The following is a 19,343-nucleotide window of genomic DNA, read 5'->3' on the forward strand; positions in this document are numbered from 1 at the left end:
GCCGCCGCAAAGCCGCCAGCCCCACGGCCACCAGCGCCCCGGCCAGTCCCGTCAGGACGAGCACCGGTGTCCACTCCATCGCCCCGCCCGGCAGCTTCGGCAGGTGGGCGAACGGAGAGAGGTCCAGAACGAGCGGGGGCGAGCAGCTCAAGATCAGCCCGGCGGCCGTCTCCGGTGCCGTGCGCTATCTGGCGCAGGTCCACATGGTGTCGAGGGAGCGGGAGCCCGGATCGCGCCGGGAGCGGTACCGGGTGCACAGCGACCAGTGGTACGAGGCGCTGACCAACCGCGAGGCGATCATCAAGCGCTGGGAGGACGCCTTGCGCGAGGGCGTCGCCGGCCTCGGGGCGGACACCCCGGCAGGGCGCCGGCTCGCCGAGACGCTGGACTTCTTCGAGTCCATCGAGCGGGACGTGGCCGAGATGATGGAGCGCTGGCGGGCGTACCGGGAGCAGAGGGACGCCCGCTGACTCCGCTCACCTCTCCTTCGTCTCCTCCAGCACCGTCCGCCCCAGCAGCGCGTACCGCTCGGGGGAGCGGCGTTTGAGGTACTGGGCGCAGCCGACGCCGGCCGCCGCGACCAGGGCCACCAGCCACGGGGTCGCCTTCAGCACCAGCGAGCCGGACTCGGGCCCGGCGGCCGCGCCCATGTTGGACACCAGCAGCACCACGACGGCGAGCATCGCGATGCCGCCGACGAGCGGCGCGGTGAAGGTGCGGAACCAGTGCCGGCTCTCGGGGTGGTGGGAGCGGAAGTACGCCAGCACCGCGAAGGAGCACACGGCCTGGACGACGAGGATCGCCATGGTGCCGAGGATGGCGAGCAGGACGTACGTGCCGGTGTAGGGGTCCTTGCCCGCGATCCAGAAGGCGCCGAGCAGCACCGCGCTCACGGCCGTCTGCACCAGTCCGGCGATGTGCGGGGAGCCGTGCCGGGCGTGGGTCCGCCCGACGGTCCGCTGCAGCGACGGCAGGACGCCCTCCCGTCCCAGGGCGTACAGGTAGCGGGCGGCGCAGTTGTGGAAGGCCATGCCGCAGGCCAGCGAACCGGTGATCATCAGCCACTGCATGACGTCGACCGCCCAGTGGCCGACGTAGCGCTCGGTGGGGTTGAAGAACATGGCCAGCGGGTTCGCGGAGGAGGCCGCCGCGACGGCCTCGGTCTCGCCGTTGCCGAGGATGGCCATCCAGGAGACGAAGACGTAGAAGACGCCCACGCCCAGGACGCTGATCATCGTCGCCTTGGGGATGATCCGCTTGGGGTCGCGGGACTCCTCGCCGTACATCGCGGTCGACTCGAAGCCGACCCAGGACCAGAAGGCGAAGAAGAGGCCGAGGCCGGCCGAGGTGCCCTTGAAGGCGTTGACCGGGTCGACCGGGGCGAAGGTGAAGCCGTGCGGGCCGCCGCCGTGGAAGGCGACGGACACCGCCATCGCGGCGAGGACGGTCACCTCGGTCGCGAGCAGCACGACCAGCAGCTTCTCGGCGACGCTGACCCCGAACCAGGTGCCGAACGCGTTGACCGCGAGCATCAGGACGGCGAAGGACCACCAGGGCAGGTGCAGGCCCGTCTGGTCCTTCAGCGTGGTCGTGGCGAAGGTGGAGAAGATGCCGATCAGCGCGGGCTCGAAGACGACGTACGCGAAGGTCGCGAGCAGGCCGGAGGCGAGTCCGGCGGTGCGGCCGAGGCCGTACGAGATGAATCCGTAGAAGGCGCCGGTGGACGTGATGTGCTTCGCCATCGACGTGAAACCGACGGAAAAGATTGCCAGGACGACCATTGCCACGAGATAGCTGGCGGGTGCCCCGATCCCGTTCCCGGACGACACCATGAAGGGCACGTTGCCGGTCATCGCGGTGATCGGCGCGGCGGTGGCGACGGCCATGAACACCACGCCGAGCAGTCCCACAGCGTTGGGTTTCAGCCGATGAACCGTTCCTTCGCCGTCCGTCTTCGCCGCCGGGGCGACGCCCTCGTCCACTGCCATCGGGTGGCCCCTTCCGTATCCGGTGCGTGGGTCCTGATGGAGCAGCATGGTCGACGAGGGAGGGGCCCGGGAAGGGGTCGGACCGGTTAAATATTTGTCACCAGACCATTGAATGGGCAGTTTCTTGGATCTTTGCGCGCGAGCGTGATCGTCCGACCGCGCTGAGTGGTGACCGGGCGCGTGGGTGGGAGGGAGCATCACACCTCCCCGCGCCCTCCGGCTGCACCCTCGACACCGCGGGCTTCGGGGCCCCCGCCTCAAGCTGAAGGCAGCACCAGCCCCCAGGCCCCCTCCAGGACCCGCCACGTACGCCTGCGGACCGGGCCGGACACCGTCGCGTCCGCCCGGTAGCGGAAGTCCGTGCCGGTGACCGTCACCGCCCGGCCGGAGGCCCGCAGTGGGGTCGCCTCCGCACCCAGGGACAGCGGACGTACCTCCACCTCGGCGTGGCCTCCCGCGCCCGGGGTCACCGTCACCGCCTCCAGGGGGTGGTCCAGGTCCACGAGCGTCCGCCCGTCGATCTCCACCCGGAGCCGGGCGGGGCCGGGGGAGGGCACCGCGGAGAGGCGGGGCGGACGCGGGGCGAGGGTGCGGACCAGGGAGCGGTACCAGGCGCGGCCGGAAGCCACCGGCACCGGCGTGGCGGCAGCCGCCCGCATCGGCGCCGGCGGAATGCCCAGGGTGCCCAGCACGACCCCGTCGCTCTCGTCGACCAGCAGGTCCAGCCGCCGTTCAGCCCCGTCCAGGACCGCCCGCGCCGCCGCCACCGCGCCGCCCGGCACCCCCAGCGACTCCGCGAGGGCCGTCTCACCGACCGGGACGACCGACAGCGCACATCCGGTCAGCTCCCGCTGCCGGTGCAGCAGCGTCACCGCCCGCACCAGCGCCCGGTCGTCGCCGACCACGACCGGGCGCCGGGACCCCCGTCGGCCCAGTGCGCGGGCGAACTCCTCCGGCCCCTCGGGCAGACACACCTTCGCCGCCGCACCCGCGCTGAGCACGTCTTTCGCGATCCGTACGGACTCCCCGTCCGTCTGCCGTGCCGCCGGGTCGATGATCACCAGCAGCTGTTCGGACGTCGCGAAGGTCGCCACCTCGGTCCTGCCTCGCTTCCTCGGGTAGCATCTTTGTGCAAGAGCCCCTTGCGCTATTGCGCCAGGGGCTTCGTCTATTCCGGGGCATCCGGTCCGACGGTTGGCGACCAACGGCGGTCGCTGTGGCACGCGGCGGTGAACCTTACGCCCACGCCCCCGACCTTGGACATGCCCCGCCCGGAAGGGGTGTACGCGCGTGCCCGCACTTGTGCTGCTCGGTGCTCAGTGGGGTGACGAAGGCAAGGGGAAGGCCACCGACCTGCTCGGTGGCTCGGTGGACTATGTAGTGCGCTACCAGGGCGGCAACAACGCCGGCCACACGGTCGTCGTCGGCGACCAGAAGTACGCGCTCCACCTCCTCCCTTCCGGAATCCTCTCGCCTTCATGTGTCCCGGTCATCGGCAACGGCGTCGTCGTCGACCCGTCGGTCCTGCTCTCCGAGCTGAGCGGTCTGAACGAGCGTGGCGTCGACACGTCCAAGCTCGTGATCAGCGGCAACGCGCACATCATCACGCCGTACAACGTGACCGTCGACAAGGTGACGGAACGCTTCCTCGGCAAGCGGAAGATCGGGACCACCGGCCGCGGGATCGGCCCGACCTACGCGGACAAGATCAACCGCGTCGGCATCCGGGTCCAGGACCTCTACGACGAGTCGATCCTCCACCAGAAGGTGGAGGCGGCCCTCGACGTCAAGAACCAGATCCTCACCAAGCTGTACAACCGGCGCGCCATCGCCGCCGACCAGGTGGTCGAGGAGCTGCTGGGCTACGCCGAGCAGATCAAGCCGTACGTCGCCGACACCGTCCTCCTCCTGAACCAGGCGCTGGAGGCCGACAAGGTGGTCCTGTTCGAGGGCGGCCAGGGCACCCTCCTGGACATCGACCACGGCACCTACCCCTTCGTCACCTCCAGCAACCCGACGGCCGGCGGCGCCTGCACCGGCGCGGGCGTGGGCCCGACGAAGATCAGCCGGGTCATCGGCATCCTCAAGGCCTACACGACCCGTGTCGGCGCCGGCCCCTTCCCGACCGAGCTGTTCGACGAGGACGGCGAGGCGCTGCGCCGCATCGGCGGCGAGCGGGGCGTGACCACCGGTCGTGACCGGCGCTGCGGCTGGTTCGACGCCGTCATCGCCCGCTACGCGACCCGCGTGAACGGCCTGACCGACTTCTTCCTCACCAAGCTGGACGTCCTGACCGGCTGGGAGCAGATCCCGGTCTGCGTGGCGTACGAGATCGACGGCAAGCGCGTCGAGGAGCTGCCGTACTCCCAGACGGACTTCCACCACGCGAAGCCGGTCTACGAGACCCTGCCGGGCTGGTCCGAGGACATCACCAAGGCGAAGTCCTTCTCCGACCTGCCGAAGAACGCCCAGAACTACGTCAAGGCGCTGGAGGAGATGTCCGGCGCCCCGATCTCCGCGATCGGCGTGGGCCCGGGCCGGGACGAGACGATCGAGATCAACTCGTTCCTGTAGAGGCACCGAAGCCGCACGTCCCGGTGGACAATCGAGGTATGAGTGTCCACCGGGACCTGCGGTGCCGGGGGCCCTACGGTGGCGAAGGCGCCGATGCCGAGGGCACGGCCTGCTCCGACCCCGCCGTCTTCGAGATCGCCCGCCACCGCCTGCCCCCGCTGCGGGTGTGCCCGGTCCATCTGGGGCCCTCGCTGCTGATGGCGAGCGGGGTGCTGTGGCCGCCGGAGATCAGGCTGGTCGGGCGCCCCTGACGGCTCAACTCACGCTCATCCCGCGTTCCGGCCACTGTGCCCGCTCGTCGTAGACGGCGTTGATCTTCCGGGACGCCTTGAGGAAGGTGTAGTCGAGGTCGCCGTCGTCCGGCTGGGCCGTCCGCGTGTACGTGTTCATCGTCAGCAGCCGGGTCATCGCCGCCGGGTCCTCACCGAAGGAGTAGCGGACGACCACCCCGTCCTCGGACTCCTTCTTGAAGTAGACGAGGGACGCCATCACCACTCACCTTCGAAGTCTTCGCGCTTGTTCAGCGGCACCTTGCTCTGCCAATTGTAGTTTTCGTTCGCCACCCGATGGGCTTCCTGATAGGTGGCTCCCGGGTGCTCGCGCAGGTAGCTGAGCTCGGTCAGCTCGTGCTCCAGCAGCACGTGGTCCTCGGGCAGCGCGTTGCCGGAGCGAAGGCGGATCCAGGCGTCCGCGATCTCGGCGTCCGCGTCGAACTTCCGGACGACGACCTGACCCGTCTCGTAATCCTCGATCGGGTGCTCGGTGTCGAAGACGTGTTTCTTGATCGCGCCGATCTCCTCCTCCGAGAACCCCGTCGAACCGTTCGCGCGCGGCACGCCCTGCGTGTTGCGGCTGATGGCCTGGATGTCACGCGGGTTCTTCAGGAAGTCGTCGTAGGCGGCTTCCGCCCAGCGAGTCTGGGCCGGGTCGTCGAGGATGTCCCTCGGGCGACGGCGGGCCCCGGTGAGCCATTCGTCGTTGAAGCGGGGGGCCGGCACCGTGGACAGACCGTCCAGGTCGGTGCCCACGCCCAGGAAGAGGTTCCGGACTCCGCCGGCGCCGACGACGGCCTCCACCCCGCCGGCCCCGGCGCCCAGGACACCGCCGAAGGCCATGCCGGTGAGCGCGGAGTCGCTCGCCTCGTCCAGGCTGAAGCCGCCCTGCATGCCCGAGGCGATCTTCAACGGCTGTGCGACGGCAAGGTCGACGGTGACCGACTCGATGCCCGCGATGGAGGCCGTGGCGAGCGTGGTGCCCGCGATGGTGGCGATCTCCGTCGACACCGTGACGCCGAGCGTGGCGGCGAGGTCGACGATGCCCGCGGTGGCTGCCGCCGCGGCGGCTTCCGAGATGCCGGCGGTGAAGATGGCCAGCGCGGTACCGGCGACGATGGTCGCTCCGACGATTTCGAGCTCGTGCTCCAGCTGCTTGACGGCGGCATGGACGGCGTCGGCGTACTTGTCGAGCGCCTTCGCCATGTCCCGGGCGCCGTCGGCCATGTCCTTCAGCCAGCCGTGGCCTTCGTGGTAGTAACGCCGCCAGAACGGGTCGTCGAAGGCACTGATCGCCTCACCCTTGTTGTGTTCGATGATGCCGCGCGCCGACTTGTTGGCCGCGACCAGCACGTCCTCGACGTCGTCGGCGAAGTCCCGCCATGCCTTGGCCGCGTCCCTCAGCCCGTCCTCGTCGGCGTCGGGCCACCACATGCCGGTGACGTCCTGGACGATCTCCTTCGCCTTGTCCGCGGCGCTCACTTGGCGGTGTCACCGCCTTCGACGCTGATCCGGGAGAACATCGAGCGGACGAGCTGCTCGTTGTCGATGTGACCGTCGGCCATGTCGTTCATGGCGTCGTGGATGCTCTGCAGGCCCTGGGAGAGGATGCTCGCGGCGTTTTCCATCTTCTTCACCAGCGGGCCGTAGTGCTTGTGGAACTCGGTGCCCTGCTCGTCGTCGCCCCAGGGCGAACCAGCGGCCGCGAGACCGGACTTGAGTGTCGTGAGTGCCTTGGCCAAGTCGGAGCCGTGGGTGTGGAAGTGTGGTGCGGTCGCCTTGAGATCCGCGATCTTGATGTCGAGTATCTCGCCGCTGCTGCCGTCGCTCATGGCCTCGTCCGTGTCCCTCCGTTGGCGCGCCGATCTGGAGACCCTCATTAGATCAAGGTCGTCCGAGTGCGTCACAGGATCAGGGGCGAGCAATGCCCTGACCGAGGAATGGATGCACCGGCCGTTCGGCCGACGTTCCCGCAAGCGGCCCGCTGACCCATCCTTGACCTGGACATGGTCTTTTCCTGGTTTCCGGCAATCGCGGGCGCGAGCAGCATCTACGCGGGTAGCCTCCGCACTGCACCGCCGCTGCTCACCGCCAACTCCAGCCGAACCAGGAGCTCTGCATGCCCCTCAGTCCCATGAACCGCCGGGAGTTCGTGAAGAAGTCGGCCGTCACCGGTGCGGCGGTGGCCGCCGCCGGGGCCGTCTCCGCCGGCACCGCGCAGGCCGCCGAGGCCGGGCACCGCCCCGAAAGGACGCCGCGCACCTGGTCGTTCTCCATCCTGGGCACGACCGACCTGCACAGTCACGTCTTCGACTGGGACTACTACCGGGACAAGGCCTACAGCGACAAGGCGGGCAACTCGGTGGGCGTGGCGCGGGTGGCCACCCTCGTCAAGCAGCAGCGCGAGGCCAAGGGCGAGGACCACGTTCTCCTCGTCGACGCCGGTGACATCATCCAGGGCACCTCGCTCGCCTACTACTTCGCGCGCGTCGACCCGATCACCGGCACCGACGGCAAGAGGGGTCCCAAGCACCCGATGGCCGTCGCCATGAACCACATGCGCTACGACGCCGCTGCCCTCGGCAACCACGAGTTCAACTACGGCATCGAGGTGCTGCGGAAGTTCGAGAGCCAGTGTCACTTCCCGCTGCTCGGCGCGAACGCGCTGGACGCGAAGACGCTGCGGCCGGCCTTCCAGCCGTACACCGTGAAGCGCATCTGCGTTCCCGGCGCGCCCGACATCAAGGTCGGCATCCTCGGCCTGACCAACCCCGGTATCGCGCTGTGGGACAAGGACAACGTCAGCGGGAAGATGGTGTTCCCGGGGCTGGTGGAGCAGGCGAAGAAGTACGTGCCGAGGCTGCGCGCGCTCGGCTGTGACGTCGTCTTCCTCACCGACCACTCCGGCCTCGACGGCTCGTCGTCGTACGGCGACGCACTGCCGTACACCGAGAACGCGTCGAACCTCGTCGCCCAGCAGGTGCCCGGCATCGACGCGATCCTGGTCGGCCACACCCACGTCGAGGTGCCCTCCTACACCGTCAAGAACGAGCAGACCGGCGAGGACGTCCTGCTCTCCGAGCCGTACTGCTGGGGCTACCGGCTGAGCGTCTTCGACTTCGAGCTCGAACTCCACCACGGCCAGTGGAAGGTGACGAGCAAGAAGGCGCAGACCCTCAACCCCCACACGGTGGACGAGGACCCGGAGATCAAGAAGCTCCTGGAGGCCGACCACGAGCTGGTCGTGAAGTACGTCAACACGGCCGTCGGCACGTGCACCGCCGACCTCTCGGCGGCGGACTCCTGCTGGAAGGACGTGCCGATCATGGACTTCATCCACAAGGTCCAGATGGACACGGTGCAGAAGGGCCTGTCCGCGGCCGACGCGGCGCTCCCGCTGATCTCCGTCGCCGCCCCCTTCAGCCGCACGGCCGACATCCCCCAGGGCAACGTCACCATCAAGGACATCGCCGGGCTCTACATCTACGACAACACGCTGTACGGCAAGAAGCTGACGGGCGCCCAGCTCAAGGACTACCTGGAGTACGCGGCCAAGTACTACCACCAGGTCCCGGCGGGCACGAAGGTCGACACCGCGACCCTCACGAACGCCAACAGCTTCTGGGACTACATGTACGACACGGCGGCCGGTGTCTCCTACGACATCGACATCGCCCAGCCGGAGGGCTCCCGGATCAAGAACCTCACCTACAACGGCGCCCCGGTCGCCGACGGCCAGGTCTTCGTCGTGGCGGTGAACAACTACCGCGCGAACGGCGGCTCCGGCTACCCGCACATCGCCGCGGCGGAGAACGCGTACAGCTCGACGAACGAGATCCGTCAGCTGATGATCGACTACGTGACCGCGAAGAAGACCCTCGACCCGGCCGACTTCTCGGTCACCAACTGGAAGCTGACGCAGGCCGGAACGCCGGTCTTCTGAGCCGGCCGTACGCCGTGAGGGGCCGGGGTTCACGTACCCCGGCCTCTGCTCAGCTGAAGACGATCATCGAGCCCTGGGCCAGGGAGCGGGTCGCCGCCGCGTGCAGGCCCAGCCAGACGTGCCGTTCGCGGGCGAAGGGGCTGGGGTCGTACGGGGCCGCGACGGCCGGTTCCTCCAGCTCCGTGGGGCCCGACGGCGGCGCGGGAGCGGCCGGGGGGTTGGCCGGGTCGATACCGATGGTCGGAGCCACGTACTGCAGTTCCCGCAGCAGCGACTGGGAGGAGCCCAAGGGGCCGCCGCCCGCGAGGAGTTCGTCGTTGGACAGCGGGTCGGGGAACTCCACGGGAACGTACGCGCCCGCGTGGTCGTAGTGCCAGACCAGGTGCGACTGCTGAGCCGTGGACTCGAACATCTCCAGCAACTGCTCGTAGTCACCACCCAGTTCGTCCACCGGGGTCACCGGCAGGCCGCAGACCTGGAGCAGATAGGCCCGGCGCAGGAAGTGCAGGGCGTCGTAGTCGAAGCCGGCCACCGGAGCCACCTCGCCCGACAGGCCCGGCATGTACTGGTACACCGGCACCGGTGGAAGCCCGGCCTCGGCCAGCGCCTTGTCGTATTGCGCGAGTTCCTCGGCGAACGGGTTGTCCGGGGTGTGGCACAACACGTCGACGAGCGGTACCAGCCACAGGTCACAGGCCAAAGAAGGCTCCTCACACGGCAAGCGGTCCAAGAAGCGTAGTCGGTGCGGTGCGGGTCCCATACCCTCTCGTCCGCCCCGCTACCGCTCACTCCCGGGACAGGCCCTCCAGCAGGGCCAGCGAGTGGGCGTTGGCGGAGGCGACGATCGCGCGGGCGGCCTCGGCCTCGCGGCGGCTCAGCGCGTCGACCAGCTCGGTGTGGCCGGCCCAGAGCCGGCCGCGCAGATCGGGGAGGCGGAGCAGGTGCTGCACCGCGCAGACCCAGGACTGGACGCGCAGCCGGTGCAGGAAATCCGCGAGGTAGGGGTTGCCGAACAGGGCGCTCAACTCGCGCCAGAAGCGCAGGTCGTAGCCGATGAGGATGGTCAGGTCACCGGCCGCCGCCGCCCGCTGGGCCTCCTCGCCGCGGCGGCGCACCGTGGCCAGGGCCGCGGCCGTGAGGGGGTCCTCCGGCGGGGTGCGGAAGGCGGGGTGGCCCGCGCCGAGGGCCTGGAACATACCGTCGGTGACCAGGCTGCGGGCCTCGATCATGTGGTGGTAGTCGGCGAGGGAGTACTCCGGCACCCGGAAGCCGCGGTGCTGGTCGGCCTCGAGGATGCCCTGCGCGGACAGGTCGACCAGCGCCTCACGGACCGGGGTGGCCGAGACGCCGTACTGGTCGGCGATCTCCTTGACCGTGAACGCCCGGCCCGGCCGCAACCGCCCCGCCAGCACCTCGTCACGGAGCGCGTCCGCGATCTGCTGGCGCAGGGTGCTGCGCGTCACCGCGCCGGTGCCGGGCATGGTCGGGGCCTCTCCTCCGCGTCGGTGACGTACTCGTGCGTCGTGCCCGTGCTCCACGCGGGCACCTCTGTCCTACGAGCACGTCACCTTACGCGTTCGCAGCGCCCCTGCGGCAGCTGCGGTACGGCTACGCGGTGTAGGCGTCGGCCACGGTCAGCGCGGCGTCCAGGGCGGCGAAGCCCTCCTTCAGCTCGGCCTCGGTGACGTTGCACGGCGGCACCACGTGCGTCCGGTTCATGTTCACGAACGGCCACAGCCCGTGCTTCTTGGCCTCGGCCGCGAAGGCGGCCATGGGGGCGTTCGCCTCGCCGGCCGCGTTGTACGGCACCAGCGGCTCGCGGGTCTCCCGGTTCTTCACCAGGTCCAGCGCCCAGAACATGCCGATACCGCGCACCTCGCCGACGCTCGGGTGCCGCCCGGCCAGCTCCGCCAGGGCGGGGCCGACGACCGTCTCACCGAGCCGCTTGGCGTTCTCGACGACGCCCTCCTCCGCCATCACGTCGATCGTGGCGACGGCGGCGGCGCAGGCCAGCGGGTGCCCGGAGTAGGTGAGACCGCCGGGGTACGGCCGCTTGCCGAAGGTCTCCGCGATCGCGCCCGAGATGGCGACACCGCCGAGCGGGACGTAACCGGAGTTCACGCCCTTGGCGAAGGTCATCAGGTCGGGTACGACACCGAACAGGTCGGCCGCGAACCACTCGCCGGTGCGGCCGAAGCCGGCCATGACCTCGTCCAGGACGAAGACGATGCCGTACTTGTCGCACAGCTCCCGGACACCGGCGAGGTAGCCGGGCGGCGGGAGCATGATCCCGGCGGTGCCCGGGACGGTCTCCAGGATGATCGCGGCGATCGTCCCCGGGCCCTCGAAGGCGATCGTCGTCTCGAGGTGCTCCAGGGCCCGTGCGGTCTCCTGCTCCTCGGTCTCGGCGTAGAAGCGGGAGCGGTAGAGGAACGGCGCCCAGAAGCGGACGACGCCACCCGTGCCGCTGTCGTTCGCCCAGCGGCGGGGGTCACCGGTGATGTTGATCGCCTGCTGGGTGCCGCCGTGGTACGAGCGGTACGCCGAGAGGACCTTGGGGCGGCCCGTGTGCAGCCGGGCCATGCGGATGGCGTGCTCGACGGCGTCGGCGCCGCCGTTGGTGAAGAAGATCTTGTCCAGGTCGCCCGGGGTCCGCTCGGCGATCAGCCGGGCAGCCTCCGAGCGCGCCTCGATCGCGAAGGCGGGCGCGAAGGTCGTCATCGTCGCCGCCTGCTTCTGGACGGCCGCGACGACCTTGGGGTGCTGGTAACCGATGTTCGTGTAGACGAGCCCGCTGGTGAAGTCGAGGTACCGCTTGCCGTCGTAGTCCCAGAAGTACGACCCCTCGGCGCCGGCGACGGCGAGCGGGTCGATGAGGTCCTGGGCGGACCAGGAGTGGAAGACGTGCGCACGGTCCGCGGCTTTCACTGCGGCGCCGGCCTCGGGGTTCGGCTGAGGGGTCATGCGGGCGAGGGTAGATGTCCGCGATGCGGACGGCCTATCGGCGTCATGTTCCCTGGACGGGGGCATTCCACGACAGGTTGTCCAGGGAACACCTGTTACGCAACCGTAGACGCCGCTCCACGCGGCACCCCGGGCCGCCGCATTATTCTCGGTCCGTTGGACACGTAGGGGTTGCGTGTCCGGGGGGAAGGCAGGGCGGCCATGGAGAAGCTGGGGCCGGGGGATCCGCAGCAGATCGGGGGCTACCGGCTGCTGGCGCGGCTGGGCGCGGGCGGCATGGGGCACGTGTATCTGGCCCGCTCGGACCGGGGCCGTACCGTCGCCGTGAAACTGGTCCGCGAGGAGCTCGCCGCGCAGGAGGAGTTCCGGGCGCGCTTCCGGCAGGAGGTGCAGGCCGCCCGGCAGGTCGGCGGGTACTGGACCGCGCCCGTGCTGGACGCGGACACCGAGGCGGCGGTGCCCTGGGTGGCCACCGGGTACGTCGCCGGCCCGAGTCTGCAGCAGGTGGTGGGCCGTGAGCACGGCGCGCTGCCGGAGCGGTCGGTACGGATCCTCGCCGCCGGCCTCGCGCACGCGCTGCGGGACATCCACGCGGCCGGGATCGTGCACCGGGACCTCAAGCCGTCGAACGTCCTCGTGACCATCGACGGGCCCCGCGTGATCGACTTCGGGATCGCGCGGGCGCTGGAGACGACCTCGGCGGGGAGCGAGGGGCTGACCCGGACCGGGTCGCTGGTCGGGTCGCCCGGGTTCATGGCGCCCGAGCAGGTGCGGGGGGACCGCATCACGCCGGCGTGCGACGTGTTCTGCCTCGGGTCCGTGCTCGCCTACGCGGCGACCGGGGCGCTGCCCTTCGGGGCCGCGAACAGCGGTGTGCACGCGCTGATGTTCCGGATCGCGCAGGAGGAGCCGGATCTGACCGGGGTCCCGGAGGGGATCGCCGATCTGGTGCGGTGCTGCCTGCGCAAGGAGCCCGGGGCCCGGCCCTCGCTGGAGACGATCCTCGAGTTGACCGGGGCGGGGGACACGGTGGCCGGGGGGCGGTCCCGGGACCCCTGGCTGCCGGGGGCGCTGGTGGCTCAGCTGGGGCGGCATGCCGTGCAGCTGCTGGAGGTGGAGGATCCGGAGGGGGAGACGGCGGCTTCGCCGGGCGAGGGTGCCGGTGCGGTGCCGGGTGCGGGCGCGGTGCCGGGTGCGGGTGCGTCCGGGGGCCCCCGGCCTTCCGCCGGGTCCGGCTCCCCGCCGCCGGCGGCCGCGGGCGCGGCTCCGGCTGCCGGTGCGGCCTCGGGGCAGGGGGCGGTCGAGCATGCCGCCGTCCGTGACGGAGGAGGCGTACCGGCTCCGCCGGTGAGTCCCGCGCCGGGGGGTGCGGTCGACCACCTTCCCACCGTCGTGGCCGGGCAGACGCCGCCGCCCGTGGCGCCTCCGGCGGCTCCCGGATTCAGAGCACCCGGTTCCGGTTCCTACGGCTATCCGCAGCAGGCGTACCCACAGCGGGCGTACCCGCAGCAGCAGTACCCCCAGCAGGCGCACCCGCAGTCGTACCACCCCTACGGCGCAGGCCTCGGCTCCACCCCGCCGTACGGGCCGACGGCCCTCGGGGTGCCGCAGGAGCCGGAGCGGCGCAACGGCCGGTCCACCGCGCTGCTCGTCGCGGTCGCGCTGGTGGTGGCGCTCGGCGCGGGCGGCTCGGTGTACGCGCTGATGAAGAACGGCAGCGGCGGCGACGACAAGGGCGACGGCACGGTCGGTCCCGCACCCACGGCGACCTCCGCACCGCCCGGCACCGCCACGCCGACCTCCCCCGCCCCGGTCTCGTCCACCGCCTCGGACGGTGCGGTCCCGGACGCCTACCTCGGCACCTGGCGGACCACGATCGACAACGCCAACGGCACCAACACCCGTGAGCTGACCATCCGGCAGGGCGAGGTCGGCGACACGGTGCTGACGCTGGTCGCGGACGGCCCCGCGGCGGGCGGCGGGACGTACCACTGCGTCTTCGCGGCCGAGCTCACGGAACAGCCCGGCGGGACCGGCCCGTTGCAGATCGGCCCGTCCACCGTCACCACCGGCGAACCGGCCTCCTCCTGCACCCCGGGCGAGGCCACGGAGGTGACCCTGCTCCCGGACGGCAGCCTGAAGCGGGCGAAGAGCGGCGGCGGCGAGAGCCTGACCTACAGCAAGCAGTGAGCCGGCCGCGGGCCGTCGGCCGGGCTACCGCGGCTCCGGGGGACGTTGGCGGGGCATGTTCGGGCGGGAGCCGTTCGCCGGGGGGAGAGGGAAGCGGCCCGGGGCTCCTGCCTGTTCCTGGCGGGGGACGTACGCCACCGCCGCCTGGATGCCCAGCGGTGCCGAACCGGTGCGGAACGCCACCATCCAGTCGGTGGTCTCCGCGCGCACCAGCTCCGTGATGTCCTCGGAGAAGCGCCGCAGCACCGCCAGGCACCGCTCCGCGGCCTCGCTCGCCGTGCCCTCCGCCGGACCCAGCACCTCACGCACGCTCTCGGAGGCCCAGTCGAACTGCAGTGCCTGCAGCCGCCGCTGCACCGCCTGCGCGGTCGCCACGTCCCGCATCCAGCCGGACGTCACCCCGAAGAACCGGTCGACGCCGGCGCAGGCCGCCGCGAGGAGCAGGGCCAGGCACCCCCAGGGCGCCACTCCGTCGGCCGCCCCGGACAGGTCGAGCAGCGGCAGGCCGAGTCCGGCCACTGCGCCGGCCGCCGTGCCGCACCGCAGCACCTGGGCGCCGCGCCGCTTCCACACCCGGTCCCGCAGATACCAGGAGGTCGTCTCCAGCGCCCCGCGCTCCACCCACCGGTAGAGCTCGTCGAGCCGCTCGGCGGGCTCGCCCCAGTCCCCGAGCGGAAAGGACCGCCCGGTCAGATCGCCCGGCCGCAGCCCGGCCGCACCCTCGCCCCGCCCGTCCTGAGGCGGACCCTCGGGCTGCATCTCCGGCTGACCCACCCGGCACTCCCTACTGATCACGACCGGTCACGTTGCGTGACATTCCATGCCGACGCGCGGCACCCTTCCTACCGCCCAATGGGTGGCGGAGAGGGAGCTTTCTCCACTTTTCCGCTCGGAAGAGGGCCTTGATCAGGTATAGGACTGTCGCGATTCTCACTCGAAAGAGTGGCGCGGCGGTGGCCGCGTGGACCACGTAGGCTCGTTCCGACGGAGAAAACGTCCCCCGTACGACGACGAAGAGCGACGAAGAACGCCGACGAGGCAGGAGCTGATCGTGATCCCCGGTGGTGGCCAGCCCAACATGCAGCAGCTGCTCCAGCAGGCCCAGAAGATGCAGCAGGACCTGCAGCGGGCCCAGGAGGAACTGGCGAACACGGAGGTGGACGGGCAGGCCGGCGGCGGTCTGGTGCGGGCCACCGTGACCGGCGCGGGCGAGCTGCGGGCGCTGAAGATCGACCCGAAGGCGGTGGACCCGGAGGACACCGAGACCCTCGCCGACCTGATCGTGGCGGCCGTCCAGGCGGCCAACGAGAACGCGCAGGCCCTGCAGCAGCAGAAGCTCGGCCCGCTGGCCCAGGGGCTGGGCGGCGGCACCGGCATCCCGGGTCTGCCTTTCTAAGCGGGCCCCGGGCAACTACCGTACGTACCGCAAGGTCTCCAGGAAGGGCAGTACCGGTGTACGAAGGCGTGGTCCAGGACCTCATCGACGAGCTGGGGCGGCTTCCCGGCGTCGGTCCGAAGAGCGCGCAGCGCATCGCCTTCCACATCCTGCAGGCGGAGCCGACGGACGTGAAGCGGCTCGCGCAGGCCCTCCTGGAGGTCAAGGCGAAGGTCCGCTTCTGCGCGACCTGCGGCAACGTGGCACAGGAGGAGCTGTGCAACATCTGCCGTGACGCCCGGCGCGATCCCTCGGTCATCTGCGTGGTCGAGGAGCCGAAGGACGTCGTCGCCATCGAACGCACCCGCGAGTTCCGCGGTCGCTATCACGTCCTCGGCGGCGCCATCAGCCCGATCGAGGGCGTGGGCCCGGACGATCTGCGCATCAGGGAGCTCCTGGCCCGGCTGGCCGACGGCACGGTCACGGAGCTGATCCTGGCCACGGACCCCAATCTCGAAGGCGAGGCGACGGCCACGTACCTCGCCCGCATGATCAAACCCATGGGCCTGAAGGTCACCCGCCTGGCCAGCGGCCTCCCGGTGGGCGGCGACCTGGAATACGCGGACGAGGTCACCCTCGGCCGCGCCTTCGAGGGGAGACGACTCCTAGATGTCTGACGCCACGCTGCACGACTCGACGCAGAACCCGGACGACTTCGTGGTCCAGATCGCGGACCAGGTGGAGAGCTTCCTGGTGGCCGTCACCGAGGTGGCGAAGGGCGACGAGCCCGAGTCGGCGGTGCCCTTCCTGCTGCTGGAGGTCTCCCAGCTCCTGCTGGCGGGCGGCCGGCTGGGCGCCCACGAGGACATCGTCCCCGAGGAGCGCTACGAGCCCGACCCGGGCCCGGAGCCGGACGTGGACCAGCTGCGGGAGAACTTCGCCCGGCTGCTGGACCCCGTCGACGTCTACTCGGAGGTCTTCGACCCGTACGAGCCCCGCACGGCACCGGTGCCTGCCCGGCTCTCCGACGACCTCGCCGACATCATCACCGACCTCCGCCACGGAATGGTGCACTACCGCGCGGGCCGCACCACGGAGGCCCTGTGGTGGTGGCAGTTCTCCTACTTCTCCAACTGGGGCCCGATGGCCTCCGCGGTGCTGCGCGCGCTCCAGTCGGTCCTCATCCACGTCCGCCTCAACCAGCCCCTGGAGGAGCTGGACGGGCTCGACACCGACCAGCCCGGCATGGGCGACGAGACCCTGGAGTTCGAGGCCGGCCGGGTGATGGCGGAGGAGATCGGCGGCCCGCTGGGGATCCGGCCGGGGAAGTAGCGGCACGGTCACGCGGCTCGCCCGGGTGATTCGATCACGCGGATCCGGCACTGTGACCCGGGGCACTTTTCGCGTGGTACGCCGATCCCTGGGCAGGGTTCGAGTCCGAGCGGCCGATGTCTCACCATGCGGGAGCACGATGGTGGAATTCGGACGCTCGATAGACTGAGCCGACATAAACGAACCGAGCGAGGAGCGCACGTGGGCCTTGTCGTGCAGAAGTACGGAGGCTCCTCCGTAGCCGATGCCGAGGGCATCAAGCGCGTCGCCAAGCGGATCGTGGAAGCGAAGAAGAACGGCAACCAGGTTGTCGTCGTCGTTTCCGCGATGGGCGACACGACGGACGAGCTGATCGATCTCGCCGAGCAGGTGTCTCCGATGCCTGCCGGGCGTGAATTCGACATGCTGCTGACCGCCGGAGAGCGTATCTCCATGGCCCTGCTGGCCATGGCGATCAAAAACCTGGGTCACGAGGCCCAGTCGTTCACCGGCAGCCAGGCAGGCGTCATCACCGACTCGGTCCACAACAAAGCGCGGATCATCGACGTCACGCCGGGCCGGATCCGCGAGTCGCTCGACAAGGGCAACATCGCGATCGTCGCCGGCTTCCAGGGCGTCAGCCAGGACAAGAAGGACATCACCACGCTGGGCCGCGGCGGGTCCGACACGACGGCCGTGGCGCTCGCCGCCGCGCTCGACGCCGAGGTCTGCGAGATCTACACCGACGTGGACGGCGTGTTCACCGCCGACCCGCGCGTGGTGAAGAAGGCGAAGAAGATCGACTGGATCTCCTTCGAGGACATGCTGGAGCTCGCCGCCTCCGGCTCCAAGGTGCTGCTCCACCGCTGTGTGGAGTACGCCCGCCGCTACAACATCCCGATCCACGTCCGGTCCAGCTTCAGCGGGCTGCAGGGTACGTGGGTCAGCAGTGAGCCGATTGGGGACCAGAAGGTGGAGCAGGCCATCATCTCCGGTGTCGCGCACGACACCTCCGAGGCCAAGATCACGGTCGTCGGCGTGCCGGACAAGCCGGGTGAGGCTGCCGCGATCTTCCGGACCATCGCCGATGCCGAGATCAACATCGACATGGTCGTGCAGAACGTGTCGGCCGCCTCCACCGGGCTGACCGACATCTCCTTCACGCTGCCGAAGACCGAGGGCCGCAAGGCCATCGACGCGCTGGAGAAGAACCGGCCGGGCATCGGCTTCGACTCGCTGCGCTACGACGACCAGATCGGCAAGATCTCCCTGGTCGGCGCGGGGATGAAGACCAACCCGGGCGTCACCGCCTCCTTCTTCGAGGCGCTGTCCGACGCCGGCGTGAACATCGAGCTGATCTCGACCTCGGAGATCCGCATCTCGGTCGTCACCCGCAAGGACGACGTCCCCGAGGCCGTCCGTGCCGTGCACACCGCCTTCGGGCTCGACTCCGACACCGACGAGGCCGTCGTCTACGGAGGCACGGGCCGCTGATGGCACCGACCGGCAGGCCGACGCTCGCGGTCGTGGGAGCGACCGGAGCCGTCGGCGCGGTCATGCTCCAGATCCTGTCCCAGCGGGCGGACGTCTGGGGCGAGATCCGTCTGATCGCCTCCCCGCGCTCGGCCGGCCGCAAGCTGGCCGTGCGCGGGGAGGAGGTCGAGGTGGTGGCCCTGAGCGAGGACGCGTTCGCCGGGGTCGACATCGCGCTGTTCGACGTGCCGGACCAGGTCGCCGCCGAGTGGGCGCCGGTCGCCGCCGCACGCGGCGCGGTCGTCGTCGACAACTCGGCCGCCTTCCGCCTGGACCCCGACGTGCCGCTCGTGGTGCCCGAGGTCAACGCGCACGCGGTGCGGACCCGCCCGCGCGGGATCGTCGCCAACCCCAACTGCACCACCCTCACGATGATCGTCGCGCTGGGCGCGCTGCACGCCGAGTTCGGGCTGCGCGAGCTGGTGGTGTCGTCGTACCAGGCGGTGAGCGGGGCCGGGAACGCCGGCGTGGAGGCGCTGCGGGCGCAGCTGTCCCTGGTCGCCGGGACCGAGCTGGGGACCAAGCCCGGGGACGTACGGCGCGCCGTCGGGGACAGCACCGGGCCGTTCCCGGAGCCGGTCGTGCTCAACGTCGTGCCGTGGGCCGGCTCGCTCCGTGAGGACGGCTGGTCGTCGGAGGAGATGACGGTCCGCGACGAGTCCCGCAAGATCCTCGGCCTGCCGCAGCTGCCGGTGGCCGTGACCTGTGTACGGGTGCCGGTGATCACCACGCACTCGCTGACCGTGCACGCCCGGTTCCAGGGCGAGGTGACGGTCGACGGAGCCCGGGAGATCATCGCCACCGCGCCCGGGGTGGTGCTGTGCGACGACCCGGCCGCCGGTGAGTTCCCCACCCCCGCCGATGTGGTGGGCACCGATCCGACCTGGGTCGGCCGGGTGCGCCGGGCGCTGGACGACCCGACCGCGCTGGAGCTCTTCGTGTGCGGGGACAATCTCCGCAAGGGCGCCGCCCTGAACTCGGCGCAGATCGCGGAGCTGCTGGCGACGGAGTTCTGCTGATCCGGATCCCGTGCCGTGGAAAAACCGGCTGGGAGCGGATCCATTTGTAGGATCTACGTAAGACTGTGGTCGGAAGCATGGTCCAAACCACTTGATCCGGACCTGATGACGACAGAGGATTTTCCTCCCCGCCCCGCGCAACCGCGTGCAGGGCGGGGAGCGTCTTTGCGGTCA

General features: G+C 70.5%; 19 protein-coding genes. 10 read left to right on the plus strand and 9 right to left on the minus strand.

From position 1 onward, the window contains the following. Positions 1-77: 77 nt before the first annotated feature. Positions 78-470, plus strand: coding sequence for a GbsR/MarR family transcriptional regulator (locus ACIHEJ_RS35790; RefSeq protein ID WP_400141841.1), 393 nt, complete (start codon positions 78-80; stop codon positions 468-470). 6 nt (positions 471-476) lie between these two features. Here the strand turns inward: ACIHEJ_RS35790 and ACIHEJ_RS35795 are convergent, their stop codons facing one another. Both ACIHEJ_RS35795 and ACIHEJ_RS35800 read right to left on the minus strand, forming a co-directional pair. Further along, complete coding sequence (locus ACIHEJ_RS35795) at positions 477-1,988, minus strand: APC family permease (protein WP_400141776.1); 1,512 nt, start codon at positions 1,986-1,988, stop codon at positions 477-479. A gap of 257 nt (positions 1,989-2,245) precedes the next feature. Next, positions 2,246-3,082, minus strand: coding sequence for a diacylglycerol kinase (locus ACIHEJ_RS35800; protein WP_400141777.1), 837 nt, complete (start codon positions 3,080-3,082; stop codon positions 2,246-2,248). 196 nt (positions 3,083-3,278) lie between these two features. Between ACIHEJ_RS35800 and ACIHEJ_RS35805 the strand changes: the two genes are divergently transcribed. Together ACIHEJ_RS35805 and ACIHEJ_RS35810 are read left to right on the plus strand one after the other, a co-directional pair. Next, on the plus strand, positions 3,279-4,562 hold the full coding sequence (locus tag ACIHEJ_RS35805; RefSeq protein WP_400141778.1) for an adenylosuccinate synthase: 1,284 nt from the start codon (positions 3,279-3,281) through the stop codon (positions 4,560-4,562). A 38-nt stretch (positions 4,563-4,600) separates the two neighbouring features. Continuing rightward, positions 4,601-4,813, plus strand: coding sequence for a hypothetical protein (locus tag ACIHEJ_RS35810; RefSeq protein ID WP_400141779.1), 213 nt, complete (start codon positions 4,601-4,603; stop codon positions 4,811-4,813). A 4-nt stretch (positions 4,814-4,817) separates the two neighbouring features. Here the strand turns inward: ACIHEJ_RS35810 and ACIHEJ_RS35815 are convergent, their stop codons facing one another. The 3 genes from ACIHEJ_RS35815 to ACIHEJ_RS35825 are packed head-to-tail and all read right to left on the minus strand — an operon-like array spanning position 4,818 to position 6,666. After that, positions 4,818-5,051, minus strand: coding sequence for a hypothetical protein (locus ACIHEJ_RS35815; RefSeq protein WP_400141780.1), 234 nt, complete (start codon positions 5,049-5,051; stop codon positions 4,818-4,820). Continuing rightward, positions 5,051-6,316, minus strand: coding sequence for a hypothetical protein (locus tag ACIHEJ_RS35820; RefSeq protein ID WP_400141781.1), 1,266 nt, complete (start codon positions 6,314-6,316; stop codon positions 5,051-5,053). The genes ACIHEJ_RS35815 and ACIHEJ_RS35820 overlap by 1 nt, the downstream gene beginning before the upstream one ends. Beyond that, positions 6,313-6,666, minus strand: a complete 354-nt coding sequence (locus tag ACIHEJ_RS35825; RefSeq protein WP_400141782.1) for a WXG100 family type VII secretion target — start codon at positions 6,664-6,666, stop codon at positions 6,313-6,315. Before ACIHEJ_RS35825 ends, ACIHEJ_RS35820 begins: the two co-directional genes overlap by 4 nt. A gap of 287 nt (positions 6,667-6,953) precedes the next feature. Here ACIHEJ_RS35825 and ACIHEJ_RS35830 point away from each other — a divergent pair, with 287 nt between their 5' ends. Next, positions 6,954-8,777, plus strand: coding sequence for a bifunctional metallophosphatase/5'-nucleotidase (locus ACIHEJ_RS35830; protein WP_400141783.1), 1,824 nt, complete (start codon positions 6,954-6,956; stop codon positions 8,775-8,777). Between the two features lie 49 nt (positions 8,778-8,826). On the opposite strand, the gene ACIHEJ_RS35835 is transcribed toward ACIHEJ_RS35830, so the two are convergent. The 3 genes from ACIHEJ_RS35835 to ACIHEJ_RS35845 all read right to left on the minus strand — a co-directional run bounded on the left by ACIHEJ_RS35835 (position 8,827) and on the right by ACIHEJ_RS35845 (position 11,741). Beyond that, positions 8,827-9,477, minus strand: coding sequence for a hypothetical protein (locus ACIHEJ_RS35835; RefSeq protein WP_400141784.1), 651 nt, complete (start codon positions 9,475-9,477; stop codon positions 8,827-8,829). 85 nt (positions 9,478-9,562) lie between these two features. Then, on the minus strand, positions 9,563-10,258 hold the full coding sequence (locus ACIHEJ_RS35840; RefSeq protein ID WP_400141785.1) for a GntR family transcriptional regulator: 696 nt from the start codon (positions 10,256-10,258) through the stop codon (positions 9,563-9,565). 127 nt (positions 10,259-10,385) lie between these two features. Further along, on the minus strand, positions 10,386-11,741 hold the full coding sequence (locus ACIHEJ_RS35845; RefSeq protein ID WP_400141786.1) for an aspartate aminotransferase family protein: 1,356 nt from the start codon (positions 11,739-11,741) through the stop codon (positions 10,386-10,388). A 201-nt stretch (positions 11,742-11,942) separates the two neighbouring features. Here ACIHEJ_RS35845 and ACIHEJ_RS35850 point away from each other — a divergent pair, with 201 nt between their 5' ends. Beyond that, the gene (locus tag ACIHEJ_RS35850; protein WP_400141787.1) at positions 11,943-13,931 is read left to right on the plus strand and encodes a serine/threonine-protein kinase; all 1,989 of its coding nucleotides are present in this window, start codon (positions 11,943-11,945) and stop codon (positions 13,929-13,931) included. A 24-nt stretch (positions 13,932-13,955) separates the two neighbouring features. Here the strand turns inward: ACIHEJ_RS35850 and ACIHEJ_RS35855 are convergent, their stop codons facing one another. Continuing rightward, on the minus strand, positions 13,956-14,705 hold the full coding sequence (locus tag ACIHEJ_RS35855; protein ID WP_400141788.1) for an SLATT domain-containing protein: 750 nt from the start codon (positions 14,703-14,705) through the stop codon (positions 13,956-13,958). A 277-nt stretch (positions 14,706-14,982) separates the two neighbouring features. Here ACIHEJ_RS35855 and ACIHEJ_RS35860 point away from each other — a divergent pair, with 277 nt between their 5' ends. From ACIHEJ_RS35860 to ACIHEJ_RS35880, 5 genes are all read left to right on the plus strand, one after another. Next, on the plus strand, positions 14,983-15,327 hold the full coding sequence (locus ACIHEJ_RS35860; RefSeq protein WP_400141789.1) for a YbaB/EbfC family nucleoid-associated protein: 345 nt from the start codon (positions 14,983-14,985) through the stop codon (positions 15,325-15,327). Between the two features lie 56 nt (positions 15,328-15,383). Further along, positions 15,384-15,983: a recombination mediator RecR gene (recR, locus tag ACIHEJ_RS35865; protein ID WP_073887722.1), complete on the plus strand. Its 600-nt coding sequence runs from the start codon at positions 15,384-15,386 to the stop codon at positions 15,981-15,983. After that, the gene (locus ACIHEJ_RS35870) at positions 15,976-16,638 is read left to right on the plus strand and encodes a DUF5063 domain-containing protein (protein ID WP_400141790.1); all 663 of its coding nucleotides are present in this window, start codon (positions 15,976-15,978) and stop codon (positions 16,636-16,638) included. Before recR ends, ACIHEJ_RS35870 begins: the two co-directional genes overlap by 8 nt. A 201-nt stretch (positions 16,639-16,839) precedes the next feature. Beyond that, positions 16,840-18,111, plus strand: a complete 1,272-nt coding sequence (locus tag ACIHEJ_RS35875; RefSeq protein ID WP_393739591.1) for an aspartate kinase — start codon at positions 16,840-16,842, stop codon at positions 18,109-18,111. Continuing rightward, the gene (locus tag ACIHEJ_RS35880) at positions 18,111-19,169 is read left to right on the plus strand and encodes an aspartate-semialdehyde dehydrogenase (protein WP_400141791.1); all 1,059 of its coding nucleotides are present in this window, start codon (positions 18,111-18,113) and stop codon (positions 19,167-19,169) included. Before ACIHEJ_RS35875 ends, ACIHEJ_RS35880 begins: the two co-directional genes overlap by 1 nt. Positions 19,170-19,343: the final 174 nt, after the last annotated feature.

The organism is Streptomyces sp. NPDC052301, from assembly GCF_044593395.1.
Lineage (GTDB): Bacteria > Actinomycetota > Actinomycetes > Streptomycetales > Streptomycetaceae > Streptomyces.